The organism is Pseudomonas sp. CBS (assembly GCF_024734645.1).
Taxonomy (GTDB): domain Bacteria; phylum Pseudomonadota; class Gammaproteobacteria; order Pseudomonadales; family Pseudomonadaceae; genus Aquipseudomonas.
Genome location: NZ_CP102929.1, coordinates 158,185 through 177,767 on the forward strand (window position 1 = coordinate 158,185; position 19,583 = coordinate 177,767).

The 19,583-nt window shown below is 61.8% G+C and carries 22 protein-coding genes and 1 pseudogene; 12 read left to right on the forward strand and 11 right to left on the reverse strand.

The annotated features are described in order from the left end of the window. Positions 1 to 158: 158 nt before the first annotated feature. The gene (locus NVB75_RS00630; protein ID WP_258345358.1) at positions 159 to 791 is read left to right on the forward strand and encodes a TRAP transporter small permease; all 633 of its coding nucleotides are present in this window, start codon (positions 159 to 161) and stop codon (positions 789 to 791) included. Continuing rightward, positions 791 to 2,071: a C4-dicarboxylate TRAP transporter large permease protein DctM gene (dctM, locus tag NVB75_RS00635; RefSeq protein ID WP_010169752.1), complete on the forward strand. Its 1,281-nt coding sequence runs from the start codon at positions 791 to 793 to the stop codon at positions 2,069 to 2,071. The genes NVB75_RS00630 and dctM overlap by 1 nt, the downstream gene beginning before the upstream one ends. Positions 2,072 to 2,195: 124 nt before the next feature. Here the strand turns inward: dctM and ampC are convergent, their stop codons facing one another. After that, positions 2,196 to 3,350 carry a class C beta-lactamase gene (gene ampC / locus NVB75_RS00640; protein ID WP_258345359.1) on the reverse strand — a complete coding sequence of 385 codons (1,155 nt, stop codon included), beginning with the start codon at positions 3,348 to 3,350 and terminating at the stop codon, positions 2,196 to 2,198. Between the two features lie 132 nt (positions 3,351 to 3,482). On the opposite strand from ampC, the gene NVB75_RS00645 reads away from it, so the two are divergent. Further along, a complete protein-coding gene (locus NVB75_RS00645; RefSeq protein ID WP_258345360.1) occupies positions 3,483 to 4,364 on the forward strand; it encodes a LysR family transcriptional regulator in 882 nt (293 codons plus the stop codon). Here NVB75_RS00645 and NVB75_RS00650 read toward each other — a convergent pair whose 3' ends face one another. Continuing rightward, positions 4,365 to 4,940, reverse strand: coding sequence for a DUF1349 domain-containing protein (locus NVB75_RS00650; RefSeq protein WP_258345361.1), 576 nt, complete (start codon positions 4,938 to 4,940; stop codon positions 4,365 to 4,367). A 214-nt stretch (positions 4,941 to 5,154) separates the two neighbouring features. Here NVB75_RS00650 and NVB75_RS00655 point away from each other — a divergent pair, with 214 nt between their 5' ends. After that, positions 5,155 to 6,339: a DUF2252 domain-containing protein gene (locus NVB75_RS00655; RefSeq protein WP_258345362.1), complete on the forward strand. Its 1,185-nt coding sequence runs from the start codon at positions 5,155 to 5,157 to the stop codon at positions 6,337 to 6,339. A 124-nt stretch (positions 6,340 to 6,463) separates the two neighbouring features. Here NVB75_RS00655 and yghX read toward each other — a convergent pair whose 3' ends face one another. Together yghX and NVB75_RS00670 are read right to left on the reverse strand one after the other, a co-directional pair. Beyond that, on the reverse strand, positions 6,464 to 7,351 hold the full coding sequence (yghX, locus tag NVB75_RS00665; RefSeq protein ID WP_167664731.1) for a YghX family hydrolase: 888 nt from the start codon (positions 7,349 to 7,351) through the stop codon (positions 6,464 to 6,466). Positions 7,352 to 7,395: 44 nt separating this feature from the next. Continuing rightward, entirely contained in the window at positions 7,396 to 7,890 is a 495-nt protein-coding gene (locus tag NVB75_RS00670) for a PaaI family thioesterase (protein WP_258345363.1), read from the reverse strand. Between the two features lie 118 nt (positions 7,891 to 8,008). On the opposite strand from NVB75_RS00670, the gene NVB75_RS00675 reads away from it, so the two are divergent. Continuing rightward, positions 8,009 to 8,563 (forward strand): YceI family protein, encoded by a 555-nt coding sequence (locus tag NVB75_RS00675; protein WP_258345364.1) that lies wholly within the window; start codon positions 8,009 to 8,011, stop codon positions 8,561 to 8,563. A gap of 42 nt (positions 8,564 to 8,605) precedes the next feature. Further along, positions 8,606 to 9,760, forward strand: a complete 1,155-nt coding sequence (locus tag NVB75_RS00680) for an MFS transporter (protein WP_258345365.1) — start codon at positions 8,606 to 8,608, stop codon at positions 9,758 to 9,760. On the opposite strand, the gene NVB75_RS00685 is transcribed toward NVB75_RS00680, so the two are convergent. Next, entirely contained in the window at positions 9,757 to 10,647 is an 891-nt protein-coding gene (locus NVB75_RS00685) for a DMT family transporter (RefSeq protein ID WP_258345366.1), read from the reverse strand. The genes NVB75_RS00680 and NVB75_RS00685 overlap by 4 nt on opposite strands. A gap of 90 nt (positions 10,648 to 10,737) precedes the next feature. Here NVB75_RS00685 and NVB75_RS00690 point away from each other — a divergent pair, with 90 nt between their 5' ends. Then, the gene (locus NVB75_RS00690) at positions 10,738 to 12,066 is read left to right on the forward strand and encodes a PLP-dependent aminotransferase family protein (protein WP_258345368.1); all 1,329 of its coding nucleotides are present in this window, start codon (positions 10,738 to 10,740) and stop codon (positions 12,064 to 12,066) included. Between the two features lie 132 nt (positions 12,067 to 12,198). Here NVB75_RS00690 and NVB75_RS00695 read toward each other — a convergent pair whose 3' ends face one another. Next, the gene (locus tag NVB75_RS00695; RefSeq protein WP_063029654.1) at positions 12,199 to 12,630 is read right to left on the reverse strand and encodes a nuclear transport factor 2 family protein; all 432 of its coding nucleotides are present in this window, start codon (positions 12,628 to 12,630) and stop codon (positions 12,199 to 12,201) included. Positions 12,631 to 12,886: 256 nt separating this feature from the next. On the opposite strand from NVB75_RS00695, the gene NVB75_RS00700 reads away from it, so the two are divergent. Beyond that, the gene (locus tag NVB75_RS00700; RefSeq protein WP_258345370.1) at positions 12,887 to 13,357 is read left to right on the forward strand and encodes a RidA family protein; all 471 of its coding nucleotides are present in this window, start codon (positions 12,887 to 12,889) and stop codon (positions 13,355 to 13,357) included. Positions 13,358 to 13,363: 6 nt separating this feature from the next. After that, positions 13,364 to 14,098: a CPBP family intramembrane glutamic endopeptidase gene (locus tag NVB75_RS00705; RefSeq protein WP_258345371.1), complete on the forward strand. Its 735-nt coding sequence runs from the start codon at positions 13,364 to 13,366 to the stop codon at positions 14,096 to 14,098. A gap of 6 nt (positions 14,099 to 14,104) precedes the next feature. Here NVB75_RS00705 and NVB75_RS00710 read toward each other — a convergent pair whose 3' ends face one another. Then, positions 14,105 to 14,470 carry a hypothetical protein gene (locus NVB75_RS00710; protein WP_258345373.1) on the reverse strand — a complete coding sequence of 122 codons (366 nt, stop codon included), beginning with the start codon at positions 14,468 to 14,470 and terminating at the stop codon, positions 14,105 to 14,107. 288 nt (positions 14,471 to 14,758) lie between these two features. Here NVB75_RS00710 and NVB75_RS00715 point away from each other — a divergent pair, with 288 nt between their 5' ends. Further along, positions 14,759 to 15,175 (forward strand): hypothetical protein, encoded by a 417-nt coding sequence (locus NVB75_RS00715; RefSeq protein WP_003215097.1) that lies wholly within the window; start codon positions 14,759 to 14,761, stop codon positions 15,173 to 15,175. 18 nt (positions 15,176 to 15,193) lie between these two features. On the opposite strand, the gene NVB75_RS00720 is transcribed toward NVB75_RS00715, so the two are convergent. Continuing rightward, positions 15,194 to 16,003, reverse strand: coding sequence for a helix-turn-helix transcriptional regulator (locus NVB75_RS00720; RefSeq protein ID WP_258345375.1), 810 nt, complete (start codon positions 16,001 to 16,003; stop codon positions 15,194 to 15,196). Between the two features lie 116 nt (positions 16,004 to 16,119). Here NVB75_RS00720 and NVB75_RS00725 point away from each other — a divergent pair, with 116 nt between their 5' ends. Further along, positions 16,120 to 16,437, forward strand: a complete 318-nt coding sequence (locus NVB75_RS00725) for a DUF2834 domain-containing protein (RefSeq protein ID WP_003215101.1) — start codon at positions 16,120 to 16,122, stop codon at positions 16,435 to 16,437. Further along, entirely contained in the window at positions 16,437 to 16,853 is a 417-nt protein-coding gene (locus tag NVB75_RS00730) for an MAPEG family protein (protein ID WP_258345379.1), read from the forward strand. The genes NVB75_RS00725 and NVB75_RS00730 overlap by 1 nt, the downstream gene beginning before the upstream one ends. On the opposite strand, the pseudogene NVB75_RS00735 reads toward NVB75_RS00730, so the two are convergent. From NVB75_RS00735 to NVB75_RS00745, 3 genes and pseudogenes are all read right to left on the reverse strand, one after another. Then, positions 16,853 to 16,948, reverse strand: a pseudogene (locus tag NVB75_RS00735) (outer membrane lipoprotein carrier protein LolA); the annotation flags it as partial. The gene NVB75_RS00730 and the pseudogene NVB75_RS00735 overlap by 1 nt on opposite strands. Positions 16,949 to 16,974: 26 nt before the next feature. Continuing rightward, positions 16,975 to 18,141 carry a cystathionine gamma-synthase gene (locus tag NVB75_RS00740; RefSeq protein WP_258345380.1) on the reverse strand — a complete coding sequence of 389 codons (1,167 nt, stop codon included), beginning with the start codon at positions 18,139 to 18,141 and terminating at the stop codon, positions 16,975 to 16,977. Beyond that, positions 18,138 to 19,514, reverse strand: a complete 1,377-nt coding sequence (locus NVB75_RS00745) for a cystathionine beta-synthase (RefSeq protein ID WP_258345381.1) — start codon at positions 19,512 to 19,514, stop codon at positions 18,138 to 18,140. Before NVB75_RS00745 ends, NVB75_RS00740 begins: the two co-directional genes overlap by 4 nt. Positions 19,515 to 19,583: the final 69 nt, after the last annotated feature.

Consider the following 19,583-nt stretch of genomic DNA (forward strand, 5'->3'; position numbering starts at 1 on the left):
CGCTCCCGCGTGGGAATGCCGCCCCGGACGCTCTGCGTCCAGCTGCTAGCGAGGGCTTCAAGTCTTGCGCAGGGTGACGCGGAGCGTCACGGGATGCATTCCCACGCGGGAGCGTGGGAACGATCTACACACCTATCTCCGCTTCGCGAGGTTTTGCCATGCAAACGCTAAGGCGCGTCTGGGAGCACCTGGAGGAAGGCTTTATCGCCATCCTGCTGGCCGCCATGACCCTGGTGACTTTTGTCTACGTCATGCTCAACAACATCTACACCCTGTTCTTTGCCCTCGCTGATAAGTGGGCGTGGAGCAGCGGTTTCTTCAACGCCCTGGGTGATCACACCATGGGCTGGGCCCAGGACATGACCTGGAGCGTGGCGCTGACCAAGGCCATGTTCGGCTGGCTGATTTTCTTCGGCATTTCCTACGGCGTACGCACCGCCGGGCACCTGGGCGTGGATGCCCTGGTCAAGCTGACCCCGCGCCGTGTGCAGCGCCTGCTGGGCATGCTTGCCTGCCTGTGCTGCCTGGCCTACGCCGGGTTGTTCATGATCGCCAGCTACAAGTGGCTGAGCGCGGTGACGACGGCGCACATCGGCGCCGAAGACCTCGACAAGTTCGGTATCGACGTCGACGACATCGTGGTGATCGTGCCCATCGGTTTTGCCCTGGTGTTCATCCGCTACCTGGAAATTTTCTACCGCATCTTCACCCACCGCCAAACCGGGCTGGGCCTGGCCGACGAAGCCGGTGAAGCCAGCAAGTTGGCCGGCAGCCATGAGGAGCGTCACTGATGGCCGTTCTGTGTCTGTTTTTGCTGCTGTTCGTGTTCATGTTCCTCGGTGTGCCCATCGCGATTTCCCTGGGGTTGTCGGGCGCGGTGTCGATCCTGATGTTCAGCCCGGACTCGGTGAGTTCCCTGGCAATCAAGCTGTTTGAAACCTCGGACGCCTACACCTTCCTGGCGATTCCGTTCTTCCTGTTGTCGGGTGCGTTCATGACCACCGGCGGCGTGGCGCAACGGTTGATCGACTTTGCCAACGCCTGCGTCGGGCATATCCGAGGCGGGCTGGCGATTGCGGCGGTGTTGGCGTGCATGCTGTTTGCCGCGCTGTCGGGCTCATCGCCTGCAACCGTGGCGGCGGTGGGTTCGATTGCCGTGGCGGGCATGGTGCGCTCGGGCTATCCGAAGGAATTCGGCGCCGGGATCATCTGCAACGCCGGCACCCTGGGCATCCTGATTCCGCCGTCGATTGTGATGGTGGTGTACTCGGCGGCGACTGAAACCTCGGTGGGCAAGCTGTTTATGGCTGGGGTGATTCCGGGCCTGCTGCTGGGCTTGATGTTGATGGTCGCGATCTACATCGTCGCGCGCATCAAGAAGCTGCCGGCCCAGCCTCGGGCGACCTTTCGCGAGTGGCTGACCTGCGCCCGGCGTGCGTTCTGGGGCTTGTTGCTATTGGTGATCATCCTTGGCGGCATCTACAGCGGCATGTTCACCCCCACCGAAGCGGCGGCGGTGGCGGCGGTGTACTCGGCGTTTGTCGCGCTGTTTGTCTACAAGGACATGAAGATCAAGGATTGCCCCAAGGTGCTGCTGGAGTCCGGGCGCCTGGCGATCATGCTGATGTTTATCATCGCCAACGCCATGCTCTTTGCTCACGTGCTGACCACGGAGCAAATCCCCCAGGAAATCACCGCATGGGTGATCTCTGAAGGCCTGACCCCGATTGGTTTCCTGATCATGGTCAACGTGGTGTTGTTGGTGGCGGGCAGCTTTATGGAGCCGTCGGCGATTGTGCTGATCCTGGCGCCGATCTTTTTCCCGATTGCGATGAAGCTGGGGATCGACCCGATTCACCTGGGGATTGTGATGGTGGTCAACATGGAGATTGGCCTGGTGCATCCACCGGTGGGGCTGAACCTGTTTGTGACTTCGGCGGTGACCGGGCTGACCCTGGGGCAGACCATTCGCGCGGCGTTGCCGTGGCTGATGATTTTGCTGGTGTTCCTGATCATGGTGACCTACCTGCCGTTCATCTCCCTGGCTCTGCCGCACTGGTTGGGGATGTAAGCACCTGTGGCTTTCTGTAGGAGCGAGCTTGCTCGCGAGGGTCGTCAACGATGACGCGTGCATCCTGAATGAACGCGTCGCCTGACGGTTTTTCGCGAGCAAGCTCGCTCCTACAGGGGAGACGCTATTGGTCCATCGCGCTCAGGATCGCATGGGCCACTTTCACCCGTTCGGCATTCGGGTAGTTTTTGTTCGCCAGGATCACCACCCCCAGGTCTCTACTCGGCACATAAGCCACGTACGCCCCAAAGCCACCGGTCGAGCCGGTCTTGTTCACCAGCGTGTCGGCGTGGGGTGCCTGCGGTTGTGTCAGCCAATTGACCTTGTGGGGCTCCATGGCCATTTGTGTCGAGTTGCCTTCCACCAGGGCATCCAGTTTGATCGGGTAGGGGTACATCTCCCAGCCGAGGCCCTGTGTCATGCCATCCACCGTGTAGTAGCCGGTGTGGGTCGCGGCAATCGCCTGTTGCAGCGGCTTTTCCAGCTTCGCCGGGTGCATGTTCACTTCAACGTAGTGAATCAGGTCCGAGGTGCTGGTCTTGATGCCGTAAGCCTCGGCGTCCAGGGCGCCAGGACTGACGCGCACCGGTTTGCCGGCCTTGTCGTAACCCTGGGCGTACAGGTTCATTTGCGCCTTGGGCACGCTGATAAAGGTGTGCTCGAGGCCGAGTTTCGGCAGCACGGTCTGCTCCATCACGCGGTTAAACGGCTGGCCCAGGCTTTGCGCCGCCAGGTGGCCGAACAGGCCGATACTCGGGTTGGAGTAGAGGCGCTGGGTGCCGGGTGCGAAAGCCGGTTTCCAGTGCTGGTAGTAGCTGATCATCTTGCCGGTGGTGTCGGACTCATCGGGGAATTGCAGTGGCAGGCCGCCTGCGGTGTAGGTGCCGAGGTTGAGCAGGTTGATGTGATCAAACGTGTCGCCGCGCAATGCCGGCAGGTATTGGCTGGCCGGGTCTGACAGTTTCAGCTTGCCGTTGGCCAGGGCATAGCCTGCGAGGGTGGCGGTGAAGGTCTTGCTCACCGAGCCGATTTCAAACAGGGTGTTTTCGGTGACGGGCTGCTTGCTCTCCTTGTTGGCAACGCCGTAGTTAAAGTATTGCGCCTTGCCGTTCTGTATCACCGCGACCGACAGCCCGGCGATGTCCTGTTGCTGCATCAGGGGTTCGACGGTACTGTCGACCACCTGGCGAATATCGGTGGCGGCCATGCAGTTGCCGGCGCCGAGCAATAGGGCGAATATCGTGGTATTGCGCACGGTTGGGAAAATGGATGAATACATGATGACGTGACTTCCATGAAGTGATCGGGTGAATACCGTTGCCTGCGCAGGCGCCGCAAATTTAGGCAGTTTGTGATCCGACGGCAAACGATGATATCTCGCAACAGCCATTAGAAAAATTAGGGTCAAGCCATGCTCCGTTCCCATTTGCCTCTCAACGCACTGCGGGCTTTCGAAGCGTCTGCGCGGCATTTGAGTTTTACCCGCGCGGCGATTGAATTGTGCGTCACCCAGGCGGCGGTCAGTCACCAGGTGAAAAGCCTGGAGGCGCAGCTCAACGTTACGCTGTTCAAACGCCTGCCTCGGGGCCTCATGCTCACCAGCGAAGGCGAGACCTTGCTGCCGGTACTGCGCGAATCCTTCGACCGGATTGCTCAAACCTTAGGCCAGTTTGAAGCTGGGCATTACCGCGAAGTCTTGACGGTGGGCGCGGTGGGCACCTTTGCGGTGGGCTGGCTGTTGCCGCGGCTTGCGGACTTCCAGGCGCGCTACCCGTTTATCGACTTGCGCCTGTCCACCAACAACAACCGCGTCGATGTGGCGGCCGAAGGCCTGGATTACGCGATTCGGTTTGGTGCCGGCGCGTGGCACGGCACCGAGGCGTGCCAATTGCTGGAGGCGCCGCTGACGGTGTTGTGCGTGCCGCAACTCGCCCGGCAATTGCAGACGCCGGCGGACCTGTTGAAGCACACGTTGCTGCGCTCCTACCGCGCGGATGAGTGGGCGCAATGGTTCCAGGCCGCCGGCTTGCCAGCCGATACGCTGGTGCCGCGCAGCATTGTGTTTGATTCATCCCTGGCGATGATGGAGGCGGCGCTGCAAGGGGCGGGCGTGGCCCTGGCACCGGCGATGATGTTCAGCCGGCAGTTGGCGACGGATGTGATTCGCCAGCCGTTCGAGGTGGGCATCACCACCGGCAGTTATTGGCTGACGCGCTTGCAGTCGCGAGCCGAGACACCGGCGATGCTGGCATTCAAGGCCTGGTTGCGCGAAGTGGCGAGCAGCCGGCGTTAGTCAGGACAGGTCGTGCAGGGATTTACCGTTGGGCGCACCCACCCACAGTTCGGAAAACTCCACCTCCAGCCCACCGCGCTCTGGCGTGCAGCAGTAAGGCCCGACCTGATACGACTGCGCCACCGGGAACGGCGCCAGGCGCACCAACGGCCAGCTCGCGCCATCCACTGATACCTGCACGCGCAACACACCCTTGGCCACGGTGACGCGTATCCAGAAGGCTTCGGGATCACCCGGGAACACGCCGGTAGCCCAGTCCGACACGCCATCGGTCAATACGCTGCTCAGCAGCGTCACGCCGTCGGACAGCTCCGCGCCGATCTTTACCCAATGCGCTTCATCCACTCGTACCATCAACCCGGCCTGGTCATACAGGTGAGTGAATTCACTGTGGATTTTGACCTGAGCGGTAAAGTCGCCGTCGGTTTCGACAAACAGGAAATGCCCGTTATCACGCACAAAACCATAGTGGGTTTCACGCCAGAAATCGGTACTGGTGTCGGTACGGACCTTGAGACGCTCGCCTTCTCGGCTCCAGTGCCGGGGTTGATTGAGCCAGCGGGCTTTTTCAAACATAGGGAAGCTCCTTGAAGGTGGCAAAACATCGGAAAAGGTAGCGGTGCCATTGTCAACGCGTGTGCGCAGCGCAAACAACCACCGCAGCACGCCGACGCCGAGTGTATCCCCGGTAGTGATGACGCCGATGTGGCTCATGGATAGAAATCTCTGAAACAAATTGAAACATTTGTCGCGGCCCGGCCTCTACCGTATCTCCACGACGAGTACCTCTATGAAAACGCCGCGTCCCTCTTCACGAATGCCCCACCTCACGCAACTGCGCAACCTGAAGATGGCGCGCTCCGCCCACGCATACGTGCGGGGCAGTACGGTTCAGTTTTATGAGTGGCTGCACAGCCAGCGCGGCCGGCGCTTGCCCCACGGGCCGGCGATCTGGATCTGCGGTGACTGCCACGCCGGCAACCTCGGGCCTACGGGCGATACCAAGGGCCGGATCGACATGCATATCCGCGACCTTGACCAGGCGGTGATCGGCAACCCGACCCATGACCTGGTGCGCCTGGCGCTGTCCCTGGCCACCGCTGCCCGGGGTTCGGACCTGCCGGGGGTGACCACCGCCCGCATGCTTGAAGAAATGATGGTGGGCTACGCGCAGGCGTTTAAGGACAAGCCCGACGAGGCACCGCCGCGTCCATCCCAGGTCAAGGCCGGGATGCGCAGTGCGGTGGAGCGCACCTGGAAGAACCTAGCCCGCGAACGGATTGAAAACACCCGGCCGACGATTCCGATGGGCAAGCATTTCTGGTCGTTGTCGCGGGCGGAAAAGTCGGCCCTTGAAACGTTGTGCGCCTCGGATGAGATCCACCGGCTGGTGACGTCGCTTAAAGGCCGGTCCAACGATGACCAGGTCGAGCTGCTGGATTCCGCTTACTGGGTCAAGGGTTGCAGCTCCCTTGGGTTGTTGCGGTATGCGGTGTTGTTGGGGGTAGGGAGCCAGGACGATCAGGAATACTGCCTGCTCGATATCAAGCAAGCGGTGGGTGCTGCGGCACCGCGCGCGGCACGGGCGAAGATGCCCCGGGACAATGGTCGGCGAGTGGTGGAGGGCGCCAGGCACCTGTCACCGGCGTTGGGGGAACGGATGCTGGCGACGCGGTTTCTGGATCACGGTTTTTTTATCCGCGAGTTGCTGCCCCAGGACATGAAGCTGGAACTGGACGAGTTGAGCGAGATTGATGCGATGCACGCGGCCGGGTACCTGGCGCGAGTGGTCGGCGTGGCGCATGCACGGCAGATGGACCGGGATACGCGCAAGGACTGGATGGCGGTGTTGCAGGAGAACCGGTCGAAGCAGCTGGATGCGCCGTCGTGGTTATGGACCAGTGTGGTGCAGTTGGTGGGGAACCATGAGGAAGGGTACCTCAACCACTGCCGGCAGTATGCGCTGGAGCACTGATGACGATCCTACTGTAGGAGCGAGCTTGCTCGCGAAAAACCCGAGAGCGCTGCGATAAACCAGATGCGCTGCGTTATCGTTGACGTTCTTCGCGAGCAAGCTCGCTCCTACAATGAGGTTGGCATCAGGCCAGGTATTTGCGGAACCAACCCAAGGTCCGCTCCCACGCCAGATTCGCTGCCGCTTCGTCATACCTCGGCGTCGAATCGTTGTGAAAACCGTGATTGGCGCCCTTGTAGATAAACGCCTCATACGTCGTACCCGCGGCCTTCAACGCCTTCTCATACGCCGGCCAGCCCTCATTGATCCGCGTATCCAGCTCACCGTAATGCAACATGATCGGCGCCTTGATCCGTGGCACGTCCTTGGCTTCCGGCTGGCGCCCATAAAACGACACTGCCGCACCCAACTCCGGATACGCCACCGCTGCCGCATTGGTCACGCCGCCGCCATAACAGAACCCGGTGATCCCCACCTTGCCGGTGCTTGCATCGTGGTGCATCAACCATTCGATGGCCGCGAAAAAGTCGTTCATCAGCTTCTCGGGATCGACTTTCTGTTGCAGCTCCACACCTTTCTCATCGTTGCCGGGATAGCCGCCCACGGAGGTCAAGCCATCCGGTGCCAGGGCAATAAAACCGGCCTTGGCCAACCGACGGGCGACGTCTTCGATATACGGGTTCAACCCACGGTTCTCATGCACCACCACCACCGCCGGCACCTTGCCGCTGGCCTTGGCCGGGCGCACCAGGTAGCCGCGCACCGTGCCGTTGCCCTTGGGCGACGGGTAGGTGATGTAGTCGGCAACGATCTCAGGGTCGGTGAATTTCACCTGTTCGGCCAGGGCGTAGTTGGGGCTCAGGGCGGCGAGCAGGGCCGAGGCCGTCAGCCCGCCAAAGGTGAACAACGCCGCGCGGTCGAGAAACTCCCGGCGGTTGATCTTGCCGTGGGCGTAGCCGTCGTAAAGCTCCAGCAGTTCAGGGGCGAAATCTTTGGCGGTCAGACGAGTCATCGGTAGCGTCCTCGATTAGCGGTGGGACTGAATGTAGACCAGTATCAGGCTTCCCGGCCATGGGCGGCGGCGGCCAACTGCCCGGTGTCCACCCGCACGAAGACCGAATCGCCAATGGCCGTCAGCACGCCATCGGCGTACACCTCGCACACCACGCGGGTTTTGCGCCCCACGTCACCTTCGACTTTTGCGCGCAAGGTCAGTGGTACGCCCATCGGTGTCGGCTTGATGAATTTGATTCCCAGGTTGCCGGTCACGCAGTCGATACGCGGCAGGCTGCCGGGTTCGCGTTGCTCGGCCCGGTAGTGGTAGGCCATGGCGGTCCAGTTCGAGTGACAGTCCACCAGCATCGCGATCAACCCGCCATAGACCAGGTCTGGCCAGCCGCAGTATCGGGCGTCGGGCTGGTGCTCGGCGATCACGTGGATGCCGTCGGCGTCCCAGCGGCTTTTGATGTGCAGCCCGTGGGGGTTGCGGCTGCCGCAGCCATAACAGACGCCTTCGGGGGCGGTGGTGTCTTGCAGGGAAAGCGCGGGCATCGTGGCTCCTTGTTGTTTGAGTTCCGTCGAGGCACGAGCCTAATGCCAGGCACGTGAATAAATCCAGCACCTACGCTGTTAGCAGTGCACAGCGTGTTCATTCCCGGTTGAGAATCCCATGAAACCCCGATTGCTAGCGGCCCTTCTTACCCTCGGCACCTTGTCCAACACGTATGCGGTGGAATACACCGACGTGAATCCGGCGGCCAGCACCCTCAGCTTCACCTATGACCAGATGGGCCAGCAGGTGTACGGCACGTTTGGCAGCTATTCGGCGACCCTGAATTTCGACACGCAAAACCCGGCCGCCGCCAGCACCGTGCTGACCATCCAGCTGCCGAGCATCAATGCCGGCAGCGACGACGCCAACACCGAACTGCCCAAGCCCGGTTGGTTCGACATGACGACTTATCCAGTGGGCACCTTCACCTCGACCCACATCACTGACCTGGGCGGCAACCGCTACCTGTTCAGCGGCAACCTGACCCTCAAGGGCCAGACCCGGCCAGTGGAGGTCAAGGTGGCGCTCAAGGAGCAGAGCGGCATTGGCGTGTTCGACGGTGAATTCGTGCTCAAGCGCGACGACTTCAAGATCGGCGCGGGGGAGTGGGCGGACAGCGTGGTGTCCAATGGGATTGTCATCAAGTTCAAGATGGTTGCGCCTGAGCGCTGAGAGCTGAGATTCTGGCGGCTCTGAATAACGGTCGGTAACGTCATGGACGATATTGCTTACAGCGACAGGCAACGCTGGCTGGCCCTGACCCGCATCAACACCCTGTCGGTGCTGTCCCAGATCGTGCAAATCGGCACCATCACGCCGTTGCTGTCGCTGTCCCTGGAGCAGAAGGGCGTGGACCCGGCGAAAATCGGGGTGATTGTCAGTGCCTCGTGGATCGCGATCCTGCTGCTGTACAAGGTCGTCCCGCGGTTGCTGGGGCACCTGGGGTTGGTCAAGGCCAATCTTCTCAGTGTTGTGCTGACCGTGTTGGGGTTGATCGGCATGACGCTGACCCATTCACTGGCGCTGCTGTTCGCCCTGAACTTTGTGCTGGGTATCGGGTTGATTCTGCGCTGGATCGCCTGTGACACCTGGATCGTCTCCGTGGCCACCGACAGCGAACGCGGCCGCGCCATTGGCGTGCATGAAACCCTGATGGGCCTGGGGATTGCCGTCGGGCCATTGCTGCTGGTGGTGTTCGGCGTCGACGGTGGGATTCCCTATTACGCCTGCGCCGCCATTGTGCTGCTGTCTGGCGGGCTGGCACTGAGCTTGAAGGCGCATGACTCGCGGCCAAAAACGCCGGTGGAGAAACGTCACGGGAAACTGTTCAGCGTGATCCCGGTGGCGTTGTGCGGTGCGTTTATCGCCGGGTTCTCGGAGACTTCATCGGTGTCCTTCCTCGGCGCCTACAGCCTCTCGGCGGGCTATGTACTCACGGCGGCGACGTTGTTGATTTCGGTATTCGGCATTGGCGGCACCGTGCTGCAACTGCCCATTGGCTGGATGGCCGACAAAAGCTCCTACAAGACCGGTCAGCTGATCTGTGGCCTGGTGCTGCTGCTGGGCACCCTGGCGATTCCATTCAGCCAAGGGCTGCCGTGGCTGTCGACGTTGATCGTCTTTGTATGGGGCGGCGCGATTGGCGGGATGAACACTCTGGCGGTGATCGAGGCAGGGGACCGGGTGGCCGAGCATCAGGTGTCTACCGCCATGACTGCGATTGCGCTGTTCTACACCCTGGGCAGTGTGCTCGGGCCGATTGCCACGGGGGCGACGGTGTCCTATGTCAGCCCCCATGGCTTGATGATCAGTGTCGGCGTGGCCGGCGGGCTGTTTATCGCGCTCTTGATGCTCAGGAGAGCCCCTTAACGGGCGAATTTCCTGGCCCCCGCCACACACGCAATCACCGCGACCGTCACCACCAGCATGCCCAGGCTCACTTGTTCATGCAGCAGCGTGGCGGCCAGTGCCAGGCCGAAAAACGGTTGCAGCAACTGCAATTGCCCGACGGCGGCGATGCCGCCCTGGGCCAGCCCGCGGTACCAGAACACAAACCCGATCAGCATGCTGAACAGCGACACATAGGCCAGGCTCAGCCAGGCCGGCAGGCTGATGTTCGCGAACGAGGCAGGGGTGAGAATCGCCGTCAGAGGCGCCACAATCGGCAGCGAGATCACCAGCGCCCAGCAGATCACCTGCCAGCCACCCAGGGTGCGCGACAGCTTGGCGCCCTCGGCATAACCCAGGCCGCACACCAGTATCGCCAGCAGCATCAGTAAATCCCCGGCGGGCGCGGCGCTCAGGCCCTGGGCAACGGCGTAGCCCACCACCAGCAGGCTGCCCAGGATCGAAAACAGCCAGAACACCGGCTTGGGCCGCTCGCCGCCACGCAATACACCGAACACGGCGGTGGCCAGCGGCAGCAAGCCGACAAACACGATGGAGTGGGCACTGGTGACGTACTGCAAGGCCAGGGCGGTGAGTAGCGGGAAGCCGATCACCACGCCCAGCGCGACAATCGCCAAGGGCAACAACTGGCCACGGGCCGGGCGCTTTTCCTTGAACAACCACAGCAGGCACAGGCCAAGCAGGGCGGCGATGGTGGCGCGGGCGACGGTCAGGAACACCGGATCAAATTCCAGCACCGCCAGGCGTGTGGCGGGCAGCGAGCCGCTGAAGATCACCACGCCGATCAAGCCATTGATCCAGCCACTGGGGTTGTGTTCCTGGGTGTTGAGGTGCGTGGTGCGTTCCATGGGCGTCGGGCTCGATAAGGATGAGTTGCGTCTCCCGCATCCTATGATTCACCATTGAGACAATCAAAAAATTGTCATGGATACATCGCTATGCCTCGCGCCCGCTACAAGACATTGGTGGATACCTTCGCCCGGGATATCCGCTCCGGCACCCTGGCGGCGGGCACCCGTTTGCCGACCCACCGCCAGTTGGCCGCCAGCCACGGCCTGGCATTGGTCACGGCCAGCCGGGTGTACACCGAGCTTGAAGCCATGGGCCTGGTCAGCGGCGAAACCGGGCGCGGCACCTTTGTGCGGGAAATCGCGTTGTCGCCGGGGCAGGGCATCGGCCAGATCGCGGTGGCGGCGGGCATGATCGACCTCAACTTCAACTACCCGTCGCTGCCGGGCCAGACCGACCTGCTGCGCACGGCGTTGCGTCAGTTGGCGTTGTCCGGCGACCTGTCGGCCCTGCTGCGCTACCAGCCCCACGCCGGTCGGTTGCACGAACGGGCGGCGGTGGCGCGCCACCTGGCGAGCCGTGGGTTGACGGTGCCGGCCGAGCAGGTATTGATCGTCAGCGGCGCCCAGCATGGGCTGGCAGTGACCATGATGTCGCTGCTCAAGCCCGGCGATGTGGTGGCGGTGGATGCGTTGACCTATTCGGGGTTCAAGGTGCTGGCCGAGACGTTGCACCTGGAAATCGTCGCAATCCCGGTGACCGCGACGGGGCCCGACTTGGCCTTTCTTGAACAACTCTGCGCCCGGCGCCCGGTACGCGCCGTGTACAGCATGCCGACCCTGCATAACCCGTTGGGTTGGGTGATGAGCAGGGAGCAGCGCGAGCACCTGGTGGCGATTGCCCGCCAGCATGATTTGATCCTGATCGAGGACGCGGCCTACGCGTTTTTAGCCGAGGACCCGCCGCCGCCGGTGGCCGAGTTGGCACCGGAACGCACGGTGTATGTGTCGGGGCTGTCCAAGAGCGTTGCCACCGGCCTGCGGGTGGGTTTTGTCGCCGCTCCGCAGCAGTGGATGGCGGCGCTGGAACGTACGGTCATGGCCACCACCTGGAACACCCCGGGGGTGATGACTGCGGTGGCTGCCGCGTGGATCGACGACGGCACGGTGCTGCAGCTTGAAGCGCAAAAACGTAAGGACGCCCAGGCGCGCCAGGCGGTGGCCGATGAGGTGTTGGCGGGGTTGAATGTTATCCGCCATCCGTCTTCGTATTTCTTGTGGTTGCCGTTGCCGGAAGATGCCCGCGCCGATCAGATCACCATGGCGCTGGCCAGGGAAAATATCTCGGTGTCCACCGCCGAGCCGTTTGCCGTCTCGGCCCACGTGCCCCATGCCTTGCGAGTGGCGCTGGGGTCGGTGGACCGGGAGGTGCTGCGCGAGGCGTTGGTGAAAGTGCGCTGGGCGGTGGAGGCGTACTAGATCGCGCTTGAGACTACTGTGGCGAGGGAGCTTGCTCCCGCTGGAGTGCGCAGCGCTCCCAAAGATGTCGGGGCCGCTACGCAGCCCAGCGGGAGCAAGCTCCCTCGCCACAGGGGAAGCGTCGGTCTGCTGTCAGAATTTGTACGCCTGGCGCCCAATCAGCAGCCATTTGCCTTTCTGCTTCTGCCAGACCTGGAAGTTTTCAATTTCGGTGGGCACCTCGACGCCGCTGTTCACCGCCTGCGCGGAAAAGTGGTTGCGCACCAGGGCGGTGTCGCCATTGAGGGTGATGGTCTGTTTCTGCATTTCCAGGGTCTTGAAACCGCTTCTGCCGGTTTCAATGTCCGCGATAAATTCCTGCTTGTTCTGGACCTTGCCGCTGGAGTGGCCGTAGGTGAGATTGTTCGCGGTGAGGGCCTGCAGTTGCGGGATGTCCTTGTGCAGCATGGCCTGGGTCAGGTGATCGACCGCAACGGCGACATCCTTGTCAGCTGCGGCAGGCGCGGCGGCCGCGTAACCGCTGAACAGGCACAGAAAACCAATCAGAACCTTGACGTTTTGCATGGGTGTTTCCTTGTTGTTGTGGGTACTGGGACGACTCAGGAGCTGCGCTTAAGTCGTCGTACAACCATGCCGTATTTCGTGGGGTCAAGGAAAGTGAAATTTGTAATTGGCCAGGATGTATGCGCTGTTTGCCCGTATTGGTCGTCGTATCACTTGCGAAATAACGCTCGGCGCTTCCCGTGGAAATGGCACATGGCTATGCTGTGGCCGGCGACTTCATGGTGTGGATTCGCAACAGCCAGTGAGGACAACAAAAATGACACCGGACCAAAAGTACGCGGCAGCCATGGTGCGCCTGGGTTACCAACTCAACGAGTTCAAGATCGGCGGCAACTACACGCCGCTGCTCAGGGATGGCAATCACGTTTACATCAGCGGCCAGATCCCGCGGGTGGGTGACGTGATCGTGCTGCCCGGCAAGGTCGGCGAAAGCCTCAGCCTGGCCGATGCACAGATTGCCGCCGGCGTCAGCGCATTGCGTTGCCTGGGCTTGCTCAAGCAGGCACTGGGCTCCCTGGATCAGGTCAAGGCGATCCTCAAGATCAATGTGTACGTGCGCAGCGCGGATGACTTTGACCAGCAAAGCGAAGTGGCCAACGGTGCGTCGGACCTGTTGAACGAGATCCTGGGGGCTGCCGGTTCTCACACGCGCACCTCGGTGGGCGTGCTGCAACTGCCCAAGGGTGCCGCCGTGGAAGTCGACATGATCGCTGTGGCGCAGGGCTGACGCCGAGTGATCGCCGACGCTTTTACAGTCCTGATTCACTATGGGATTTATCTGCTGCCAGGGCTGATCCTGTTTGGCCTGTGGTTCGGCCTCACCCCGAAAACAATGCCGGGCGTGCGCATCGTTATTCTGCTGTTGGCGTTCGTGCTGATGCGCGATGCGATGACGCCGCTGGGCATGTGGTCGCTGAGCACTGAGGTGCAGATCCAGTTTACGGCCAACCCCTTCGTGCTGGCTGCGCTCGGCGGCTTGTCCCTTGGGCTGATTTCACTGCTCGCGCGCCTGGCTCCGGAGTTATGGCAACTGACGGTGCTGTTCAAGGGCAATCGTGCTGTGGGCCTGGCAGTGGGGCTGGTGGCCGGCTGTGTGATTGGCTTGCCATTGCGCCTGTATCAAGGCATCGAACCGGCGGCGATCCCGGCTTACTGGACCTGGATGATGGGCATGCTGATACTTGCCTACTGCGCCAATGCGTTGGAAGAGGTGTTGTTTCGCGGCTTCTTGCAGGGTTATCTCGAACAGCACGTTACGCCGCTGCGTGCGGCGTTGCTCAGCGGGTTGGCGTTCGCCGCGTGCCATTCATTTCTGGCGTTGAGCGTGACGCAACTGGGCTGGCCAGTGTTGGCCTTTACCCTGATTGAAGGCGTGGCCTGCGGGCTGGTGCGGATGCGCTACGGCGTGGTGGCGGCGACGGCCACCCATGGCACGGCGATCTTGCTGATTGCCGTGCCGATGGTGTGAGCCGTCTCAGGCCTGTACATCAACGCCGATGTGGGCCTGGAGCCAGTCCTTGTAGACCGCGATGTTATCGGTCGACTGGTCGCCATTTTTCGCGGTGACAGTCTTGCCGTCCAGGCGCCCGATATCCAGCAGGTACTGAAGACCATTGGCCACATGGGTGGCGTCACTTTTGCTGAGCGACTGGACATCAGGCAGTCCGACGGCATTGTTTTCATCGTCGAAGGTCGCCCAGGAAGGGTTGGCCCGGGCGGTGGCAACGGTTTGCGCGGTCGAGCGCACTTGCTCCTGATAGCTGGCTTCCAGCTTGGCCTTGATCTCGGGCGTGGCGTTGGTGACTTCAATCCTCCCGGCCCGCAGGGTGCCGTTTTCCATGGACTGTGTAAAAGCCTTCTGTCCCAGCGCTAACAGACTTGTCGTGCTTCCTATCATGGTGCCGCTCCCTTATTGGTAGCAGCAACAGAGCAAAACCCGGGCCATGTGCTGCATGCCTTGTGCGGCGCGGGCTGAATGGTATTGCCGGGGCAGGGCGCAGGCCAGGAGTTGCCGGGGCTGGCAAAGGGTTGCCACGGCGGCTCGCGCGAGCGCATTTCAGAACGTTGGAAACTAAGTTCAGAATCTCCAGTCTGTAATAGCGTATCGCCACCTCTACAAGGAATTAACATGAAGCTTAAGGTCGTTTTGCTGGGCACGGTTTTGTTGGCTGCGCCGCTTTACCAAGCGGTTGCCGAGACGTGCAGGGCGAACAGTTATGGTGGGTCCGATTGCGAATACGACAATGGCACCTCTTCCAAGAGTCGCGCCAATAGCTACGGTGGGCAAGACACCCAATACAGCGATGGTACTTCCTCCAAGAGCCGCTCCAATAGTTATGGCGGGCAGGATATCCAATACGGCGACGGCACCTCGGCCAAGACCCGTTCCAACAGCTATGGTGGGCAAGACACTCAATACAGCGACGGCACCTCAGCCAAGAGCCGCTCCAATAGCTACGGCGGGCAAGACACCCAATACAGCAACGGCTCCTCCTCCAAGAGCCGCGCCAATAGCTATGGCGGGCAAAATACGACAAATAACTAATGGCCCCGCCGCGGCTTTCTACCTCACCAATGACCGCTCATACGCGGCGGTCATCACCTGCCACGTCTGCGCATCCGCCGGAATCAAATGCTCGATGCGCAACGACGTTACCGTGATGTCCTGAGGCATGCCGAAGGTGGTGAAGGTCGACATGAAGTTCAGCTCACCTTCACGGGAGTTGACGCGTGTCAGCACCAGTGGCGGCGGTTCATTGACCAAGGCTTCGGTACTTTGCGGGGCCGGCAGGCTGTCCAGAAGCCTGGCAAGTTCGGGGTTGCCCAACGCCTCGCGCGTCGCCCGTTGCCAGGCGATGGTGCGGATTTCGTCAGCGTTGATCAAATGATCACCCAGGCCGCCAGGCTGTAGCAGGGTGACCAGCAAATTCAGCCCATCAGCCGCCTCCGGATTGATCCCCACCAGCTCGAACAGCACCTGCGTACTGGCGTTGGCGCCGAGCACTTCCCAGTGGCTGCCCAGCACGATCGCCGGCGCAGGATTATTCGCGTGGAGCACATGACTGATCGCCTCGCGAATGGCATCCATCGACGGTGAAGAGAGCGGCGTCGCCTCATAACGCGGGGCGAAGCCGGCGGCGAGGAACACGCTGTTGCATTGCTCCAGCGGAACCTCCAGCGCCATCAGCAAATTATGCAAGGTGCCCGGGCTCGGCTTGGCGCGCCCGGTCTCGATGCAGCTCAGGTGGCGTTGGGAAACCCCGGTGATCAGCGCCAGTTCCAGCTGGCTCAATCTGGCGTGCCGACGCAGCACGCGCAGTTGCGTGCCGGCGGTGGTGTCGGGGTTGGCGCGGGGGAAAGGTTGGCTGCTCATGGGTTGACTCTGGCCGTGCGGGTCGGTGGTGTCGATGACCTTTGAGGTCATTGAGAGGGGAGCGACGTTATCACTAATGTGCAGCTTCCCGAACCGTTGTCTCCAAGGAGGAGAACATGCGCAGACCCTGGATTGCCCTGGCCGGGCTGTTGGCTTTTGCCCTGTACACATTGATCACGATGCTGATCGCCGAACAATCGCTCATGGCGTTCGGACGTGAATTGATATCGAGGCCGGATACTGCCCAGGTGGTGATTGACTTGTATCTGATGGCGGCCTTGGCGGGCGTATGGATGTACCGGGATGCGCGGGCCAGGGGCAAATCCCTGGCGTCGGTGTTGCCCTACTTACTGGTAACGGCGGTTTTCGTATCCATCGGTCCGTTGCTGTATATCGTGGTCAACGGGTTCCGCGAACCTTCAGGGGGCCGGTGATGGAGGTTTATGCGCTGTGCGTATTGGTGCTGTTCTTGAAGATGCTGGCGATCTCCTGTTACCAGGGTTTCTTTCGACTCGGATTCCGTGCATTCACCAACCCCGAGGACGCCGGTTTCTTCCATCGCGATGCGAATTCCCGGGAGTTACCGCAAGTCTCCCGGGCTGCGAGAGCCTGGGTCAATGACCTGGAAAATATTCCGTTGTTTTTCGTTCTGGGTGGGTTGTGCATTGCAGTGCAGGCGACCGGCGTTGTCACGACCTGGCTGTTCTGCACATTCACCGTCGCGCGGGTGATGCATACGGTGATGTACCTGAGCGGCCGCCAGCCATGGCGTACGCTCGCTTATGGCGTGGGCCTGATCTGTTTATTGGGCCTTGCGGGGGCCATTGGATTGAGATTGATGTGGCGATGACAACCCACTGTAGGAGCGAGCTTGCTCGCGAAGAACCGGAGGGCGCCGCGTTGAAACAGGGTGCGAGCGTCATCGTTAAGGACCTTCGCGAGCAAGCTCGCTCCTACAGGGAGGCAGTTTTTTAGATCCGCGCCAACGCCTGCGCCAAGTCCGCCCGCAAGTCTTCCACGTCCTCAACCCCCACCGACAACCGCACCAACCCGTCACCAATCCCCAACTGCGCCCGCGTCGCTGCCGGAATGCTCGCATGGGTCATGATCGCCGGGTGCTCGATCAAACTTTCAACGCCCCCCAGGCTTTCAGCCAACGCAAAGATCTTCACGTTTTCCAGGAAACGTGTGGCACCCGCCAGGTCACTTTTCAGGTCCACCGAGATCATCCCGCCAAACCCGCGCATCTGCCGGCGTGCCAGCTCATGCTGCGGATGCGATGCCAGGCCGGGGTAGTAAACCCGTGCCACCTGCGGCTGCTGCTCCAGCCATGTCGCCAGTTCCAGCGCATTGCTGCAATGGCGCTCCATGCGCAGCGCCAATGTCTTCACCCCACGCAGGGTCAGGAACGCGTCAAACGGCCCGGCAATCGCTCCCACGGAGTTTTGCAGGAAGCCCACGCGTTCGGCCAGTTCAGGATTCTGGCCCACCACGGCAATGCCGCCGATTACATCGGAGTGGCCGTTGAGGTACTTGGTGGTGGAGTGCACCACGATGTCGAAACCCAACTCCAGCGGGCGCTGGATCCATGGGCTGGCGAAGGTGTTGTCGGCCACGCAGAGGATGCCCCGGGCCTTGCAGATGCGGGAGATGGCGCTGAGGTCGGTCAGGCTAAGCAGCGGGTTGCTCGGGGTTTCGACCCAGACCATCCGCGTATCGTCCTGCAACGCGGCTTCGAAAGCCGACAGGTCGGTCAGGTCGGCGAAACTGAAGCGATGCCCGGCGCTGCGTTGGCGAACTTTGTCGAACAGGCGGAAGGTGCCGCCGTACAAGTCATTGCCGGAGACCACGTGGGAACCGGCGTCGAGCAGTTCCAGCACGGTGGAAATCGCCGCCAGGCCGGAGGCGAACGCGAAGGCCTGGGTGCCGCCTTCCAGGTCGGCCACGCAGCGTTCCAGGGCGAAGCGCGTCGGGTTGTGGGAGCGCCCGTAGTCGAAACCTTTGTGAACGCCGGGGCTTTCCTGCAGGTAGGTGGAGTTGGCGTAGATCGGCGGCATCAGCGCCCCGGTAGTCGGGTCGGGGGATTGCCCGGCATGGATCACGCGGGTGGCAAAGGCGCTTTTATCGTGCTGGGTCATGCAAGGGATCTCCGTAAGTGATTAAGCAGGTCGACGCGGGTGATCAGGCCGTAAAAGCCCGACGCGTCAGCAATGATTGCCACCAGTCCGCGATCCAGCTCGGCCTGCAATTGCGCAAGGCTGGCGCTGGGCGCAAGGGTGTGAAGGGCGTTGGTCATGGCGCTGGCCACGGTCATGGAAAAATGCGCGGCGTTCTGATGCAGGCCGAGCAATACGTCCGACTCGTCGAGCACCCCCACCAGTTTTTGGCCGTCCACCAGCACCGGTAATTGCGACACGTCCGCCAGGCGCATGCGCTGGAAGGCGGTGAGCAGGCTGTCGTCGGGGCCGACGCTGATCACTCGGCCGTCCTCGAAACGGCGGGCGATCAGGTCGCGCAGGTCGCCGTAGTGTTTGTATTGCAGCAGGCCGGCGTCGTTCATCCATTGGTCGTTGTAGACCTTCGACAGGTAGCGCGTACCGGTGTCGCAGACGAAGGTGACGACGCGCTTGGGCTCGGTCTGTTCGCGGCAATAGCGCAGGGCGGCGGCGAGCAGGGTGCCGGTTGAAGAACCGCCGAGAATGCCTTCGGCCCGCAGCAGTTGGCGGGCATGGTCGAAGCTTTCTTCGTCGCTGATGGAATAGGCGTGGCGCACGCTGGAGAGGTCGGCGATCGAAGGGATGAAGTCTTCGCCGATGCCTTCCACGGCCCATGAGCCGGGTTCGGTCATGGTGCCGCTGCGGCTGTACTCAGCCATTACCGAGCCGACCGGATCGGCCAGCACCATGGCCAGGTCGGGTTGCACGCGCTTGAAGAAACGGGTCAGGCCGGTGAGGGTGCCGGCCGAGCCGACGCCGACCACAATGGCATCGAGGTCATGTTGGGTCTGGGCCCAGATTTCCGGCGCAGTGCTGGTCTCGTGGGCCAGGGGATTGGCCGGGTTGTTGAACTGGTCGGCGAAGAACGAATCGGGAATGTCCTTGGCCAGCCGTGCCGCCACGTCCTGGTAATACTCGGGGTGGCCTTTGCCGACGTCGGAGCGGGTGATGTGCACCTCGGCGCCCATGGCTTTGAGGTGCAAGACCTTTTCGGTGGACATCTTGTCCGGCACCACCAACACCACCCGGTAACCTTTGGCGCGGCCCACCAGGGCCAGGCCGAGGCCGGTATTGCCGGCGGTGGCTTCGATAATGGTGCCACCGGGGCGCAGGCGGCCGTCGCGTTCTGCGGCGTCGATCATGGCCAGGCCGATGCGGTCCTTGATCGAGCCGCCGGGGTTCTGGGATTCAAGCTTGAGGAACAGCGTGCACGGGCCGGTATCGAAGCGGCTGACCCGCACCAGCGGGGTGTTGCCGATCAGTTCGAGCACAGCGGGGCGGGAAGCGGTGGGCATGTCGTCACCTGACTACGGAAAGGGCGTATGGGATGGACAGCAGTTTTTAAAGCATGGTTTCGAACATAG

Coding starts and splice junctions, on each gene's coding strand:
- NVB75_RS00700 (WP_258345370.1), top strand. CDS start 12,887: ATGACACCGGACCAAAAGTACGCGGCAGCCATGGTGCGCCTGGGTTAC.
- NVB75_RS00675 (WP_258345364.1), top strand. CDS start 8,009: ATGAAACCCCGATTGCTAGCGGCCCTTCTTACCCTCGGCACCTTGTCC.
- NVB75_RS00645 (WP_258345360.1), top strand. CDS start 3,483: ATGCTCCGTTCCCATTTGCCTCTCAACGCACTGCGGGCTTTCGAAGCG.
- NVB75_RS00670 (WP_258345363.1), bottom strand. CDS start 7,890: ATGCCCGCGCTTTCCCTGCAAGACACCACCGCCCCCGAAGGCGTCTGT.
- NVB75_RS00680 (WP_258345365.1), top strand. CDS start 8,606: ATGGACGATATTGCTTACAGCGACAGGCAACGCTGGCTGGCCCTGACC.
- ampC (WP_258345359.1), bottom strand. CDS start 3,350: ATGTATTCATCCATTTTCCCAACCGTGCGCAATACCACGATATTCGCC.
- NVB75_RS00650 (WP_258345361.1), bottom strand. CDS start 4,940: ATGTTTGAAAAAGCCCGCTGGCTCAATCAACCCCGGCACTGGAGCCGA.
- NVB75_RS00725 (WP_003215101.1), top strand. CDS start 16,120: ATGCGCAGACCCTGGATTGCCCTGGCCGGGCTGTTGGCTTTTGCCCTG.
- NVB75_RS00630 (WP_258345358.1), top strand. CDS start 159: ATGCAAACGCTAAGGCGCGTCTGGGAGCACCTGGAGGAAGGCTTTATC.
- NVB75_RS00720 (WP_258345375.1), bottom strand. CDS start 16,003: ATGAGCAGCCAACCTTTCCCCCGCGCCAACCCCGACACCACCGCCGGC.
- NVB75_RS00695 (WP_063029654.1), bottom strand. CDS start 12,630: ATGCAAAACGTCAAGGTTCTGATTGGTTTTCTGTGCCTGTTCAGCGGT.
- NVB75_RS00690 (WP_258345368.1), top strand. CDS start 10,738: ATGCCTCGCGCCCGCTACAAGACATTGGTGGATACCTTCGCCCGGGAT.
- NVB75_RS00685 (WP_258345366.1), bottom strand. CDS start 10,647: ATGGAACGCACCACGCACCTCAACACCCAGGAACACAACCCCAGTGGC.
- NVB75_RS00730 (WP_258345379.1), top strand. CDS start 16,437: ATGGAGGTTTATGCGCTGTGCGTATTGGTGCTGTTCTTGAAGATGCTG.
- NVB75_RS00740 (WP_258345380.1), bottom strand. CDS start 18,141: ATGACCCAGCACGATAAAAGCGCCTTTGCCACCCGCGTGATCCATGCC.
- dctM (WP_010169752.1), top strand. CDS start 791: ATGGCCGTTCTGTGTCTGTTTTTGCTGCTGTTCGTGTTCATGTTCCTC.
- NVB75_RS00710 (WP_258345373.1), bottom strand. CDS start 14,470: ATGGAAAACGGCACCCTGCGGGCCGGGAGGATTGAAGTCACCAACGCC.
- NVB75_RS00655 (WP_258345362.1), top strand. CDS start 5,155: ATGAAAACGCCGCGTCCCTCTTCACGAATGCCCCACCTCACGCAACTG.
- NVB75_RS00745 (WP_258345381.1), bottom strand. CDS start 19,514: ATGCCCACCGCTTCCCGCCCCGCTGTGCTCGAACTGATCGGCAACACC.
- yghX (WP_167664731.1), bottom strand. CDS start 7,351: ATGACTCGTCTGACCGCCAAAGATTTCGCCCCTGAACTGCTGGAGCTT.
- NVB75_RS00715 (WP_003215097.1), top strand. CDS start 14,759: ATGAAGCTTAAGGTCGTTTTGCTGGGCACGGTTTTGTTGGCTGCGCCG.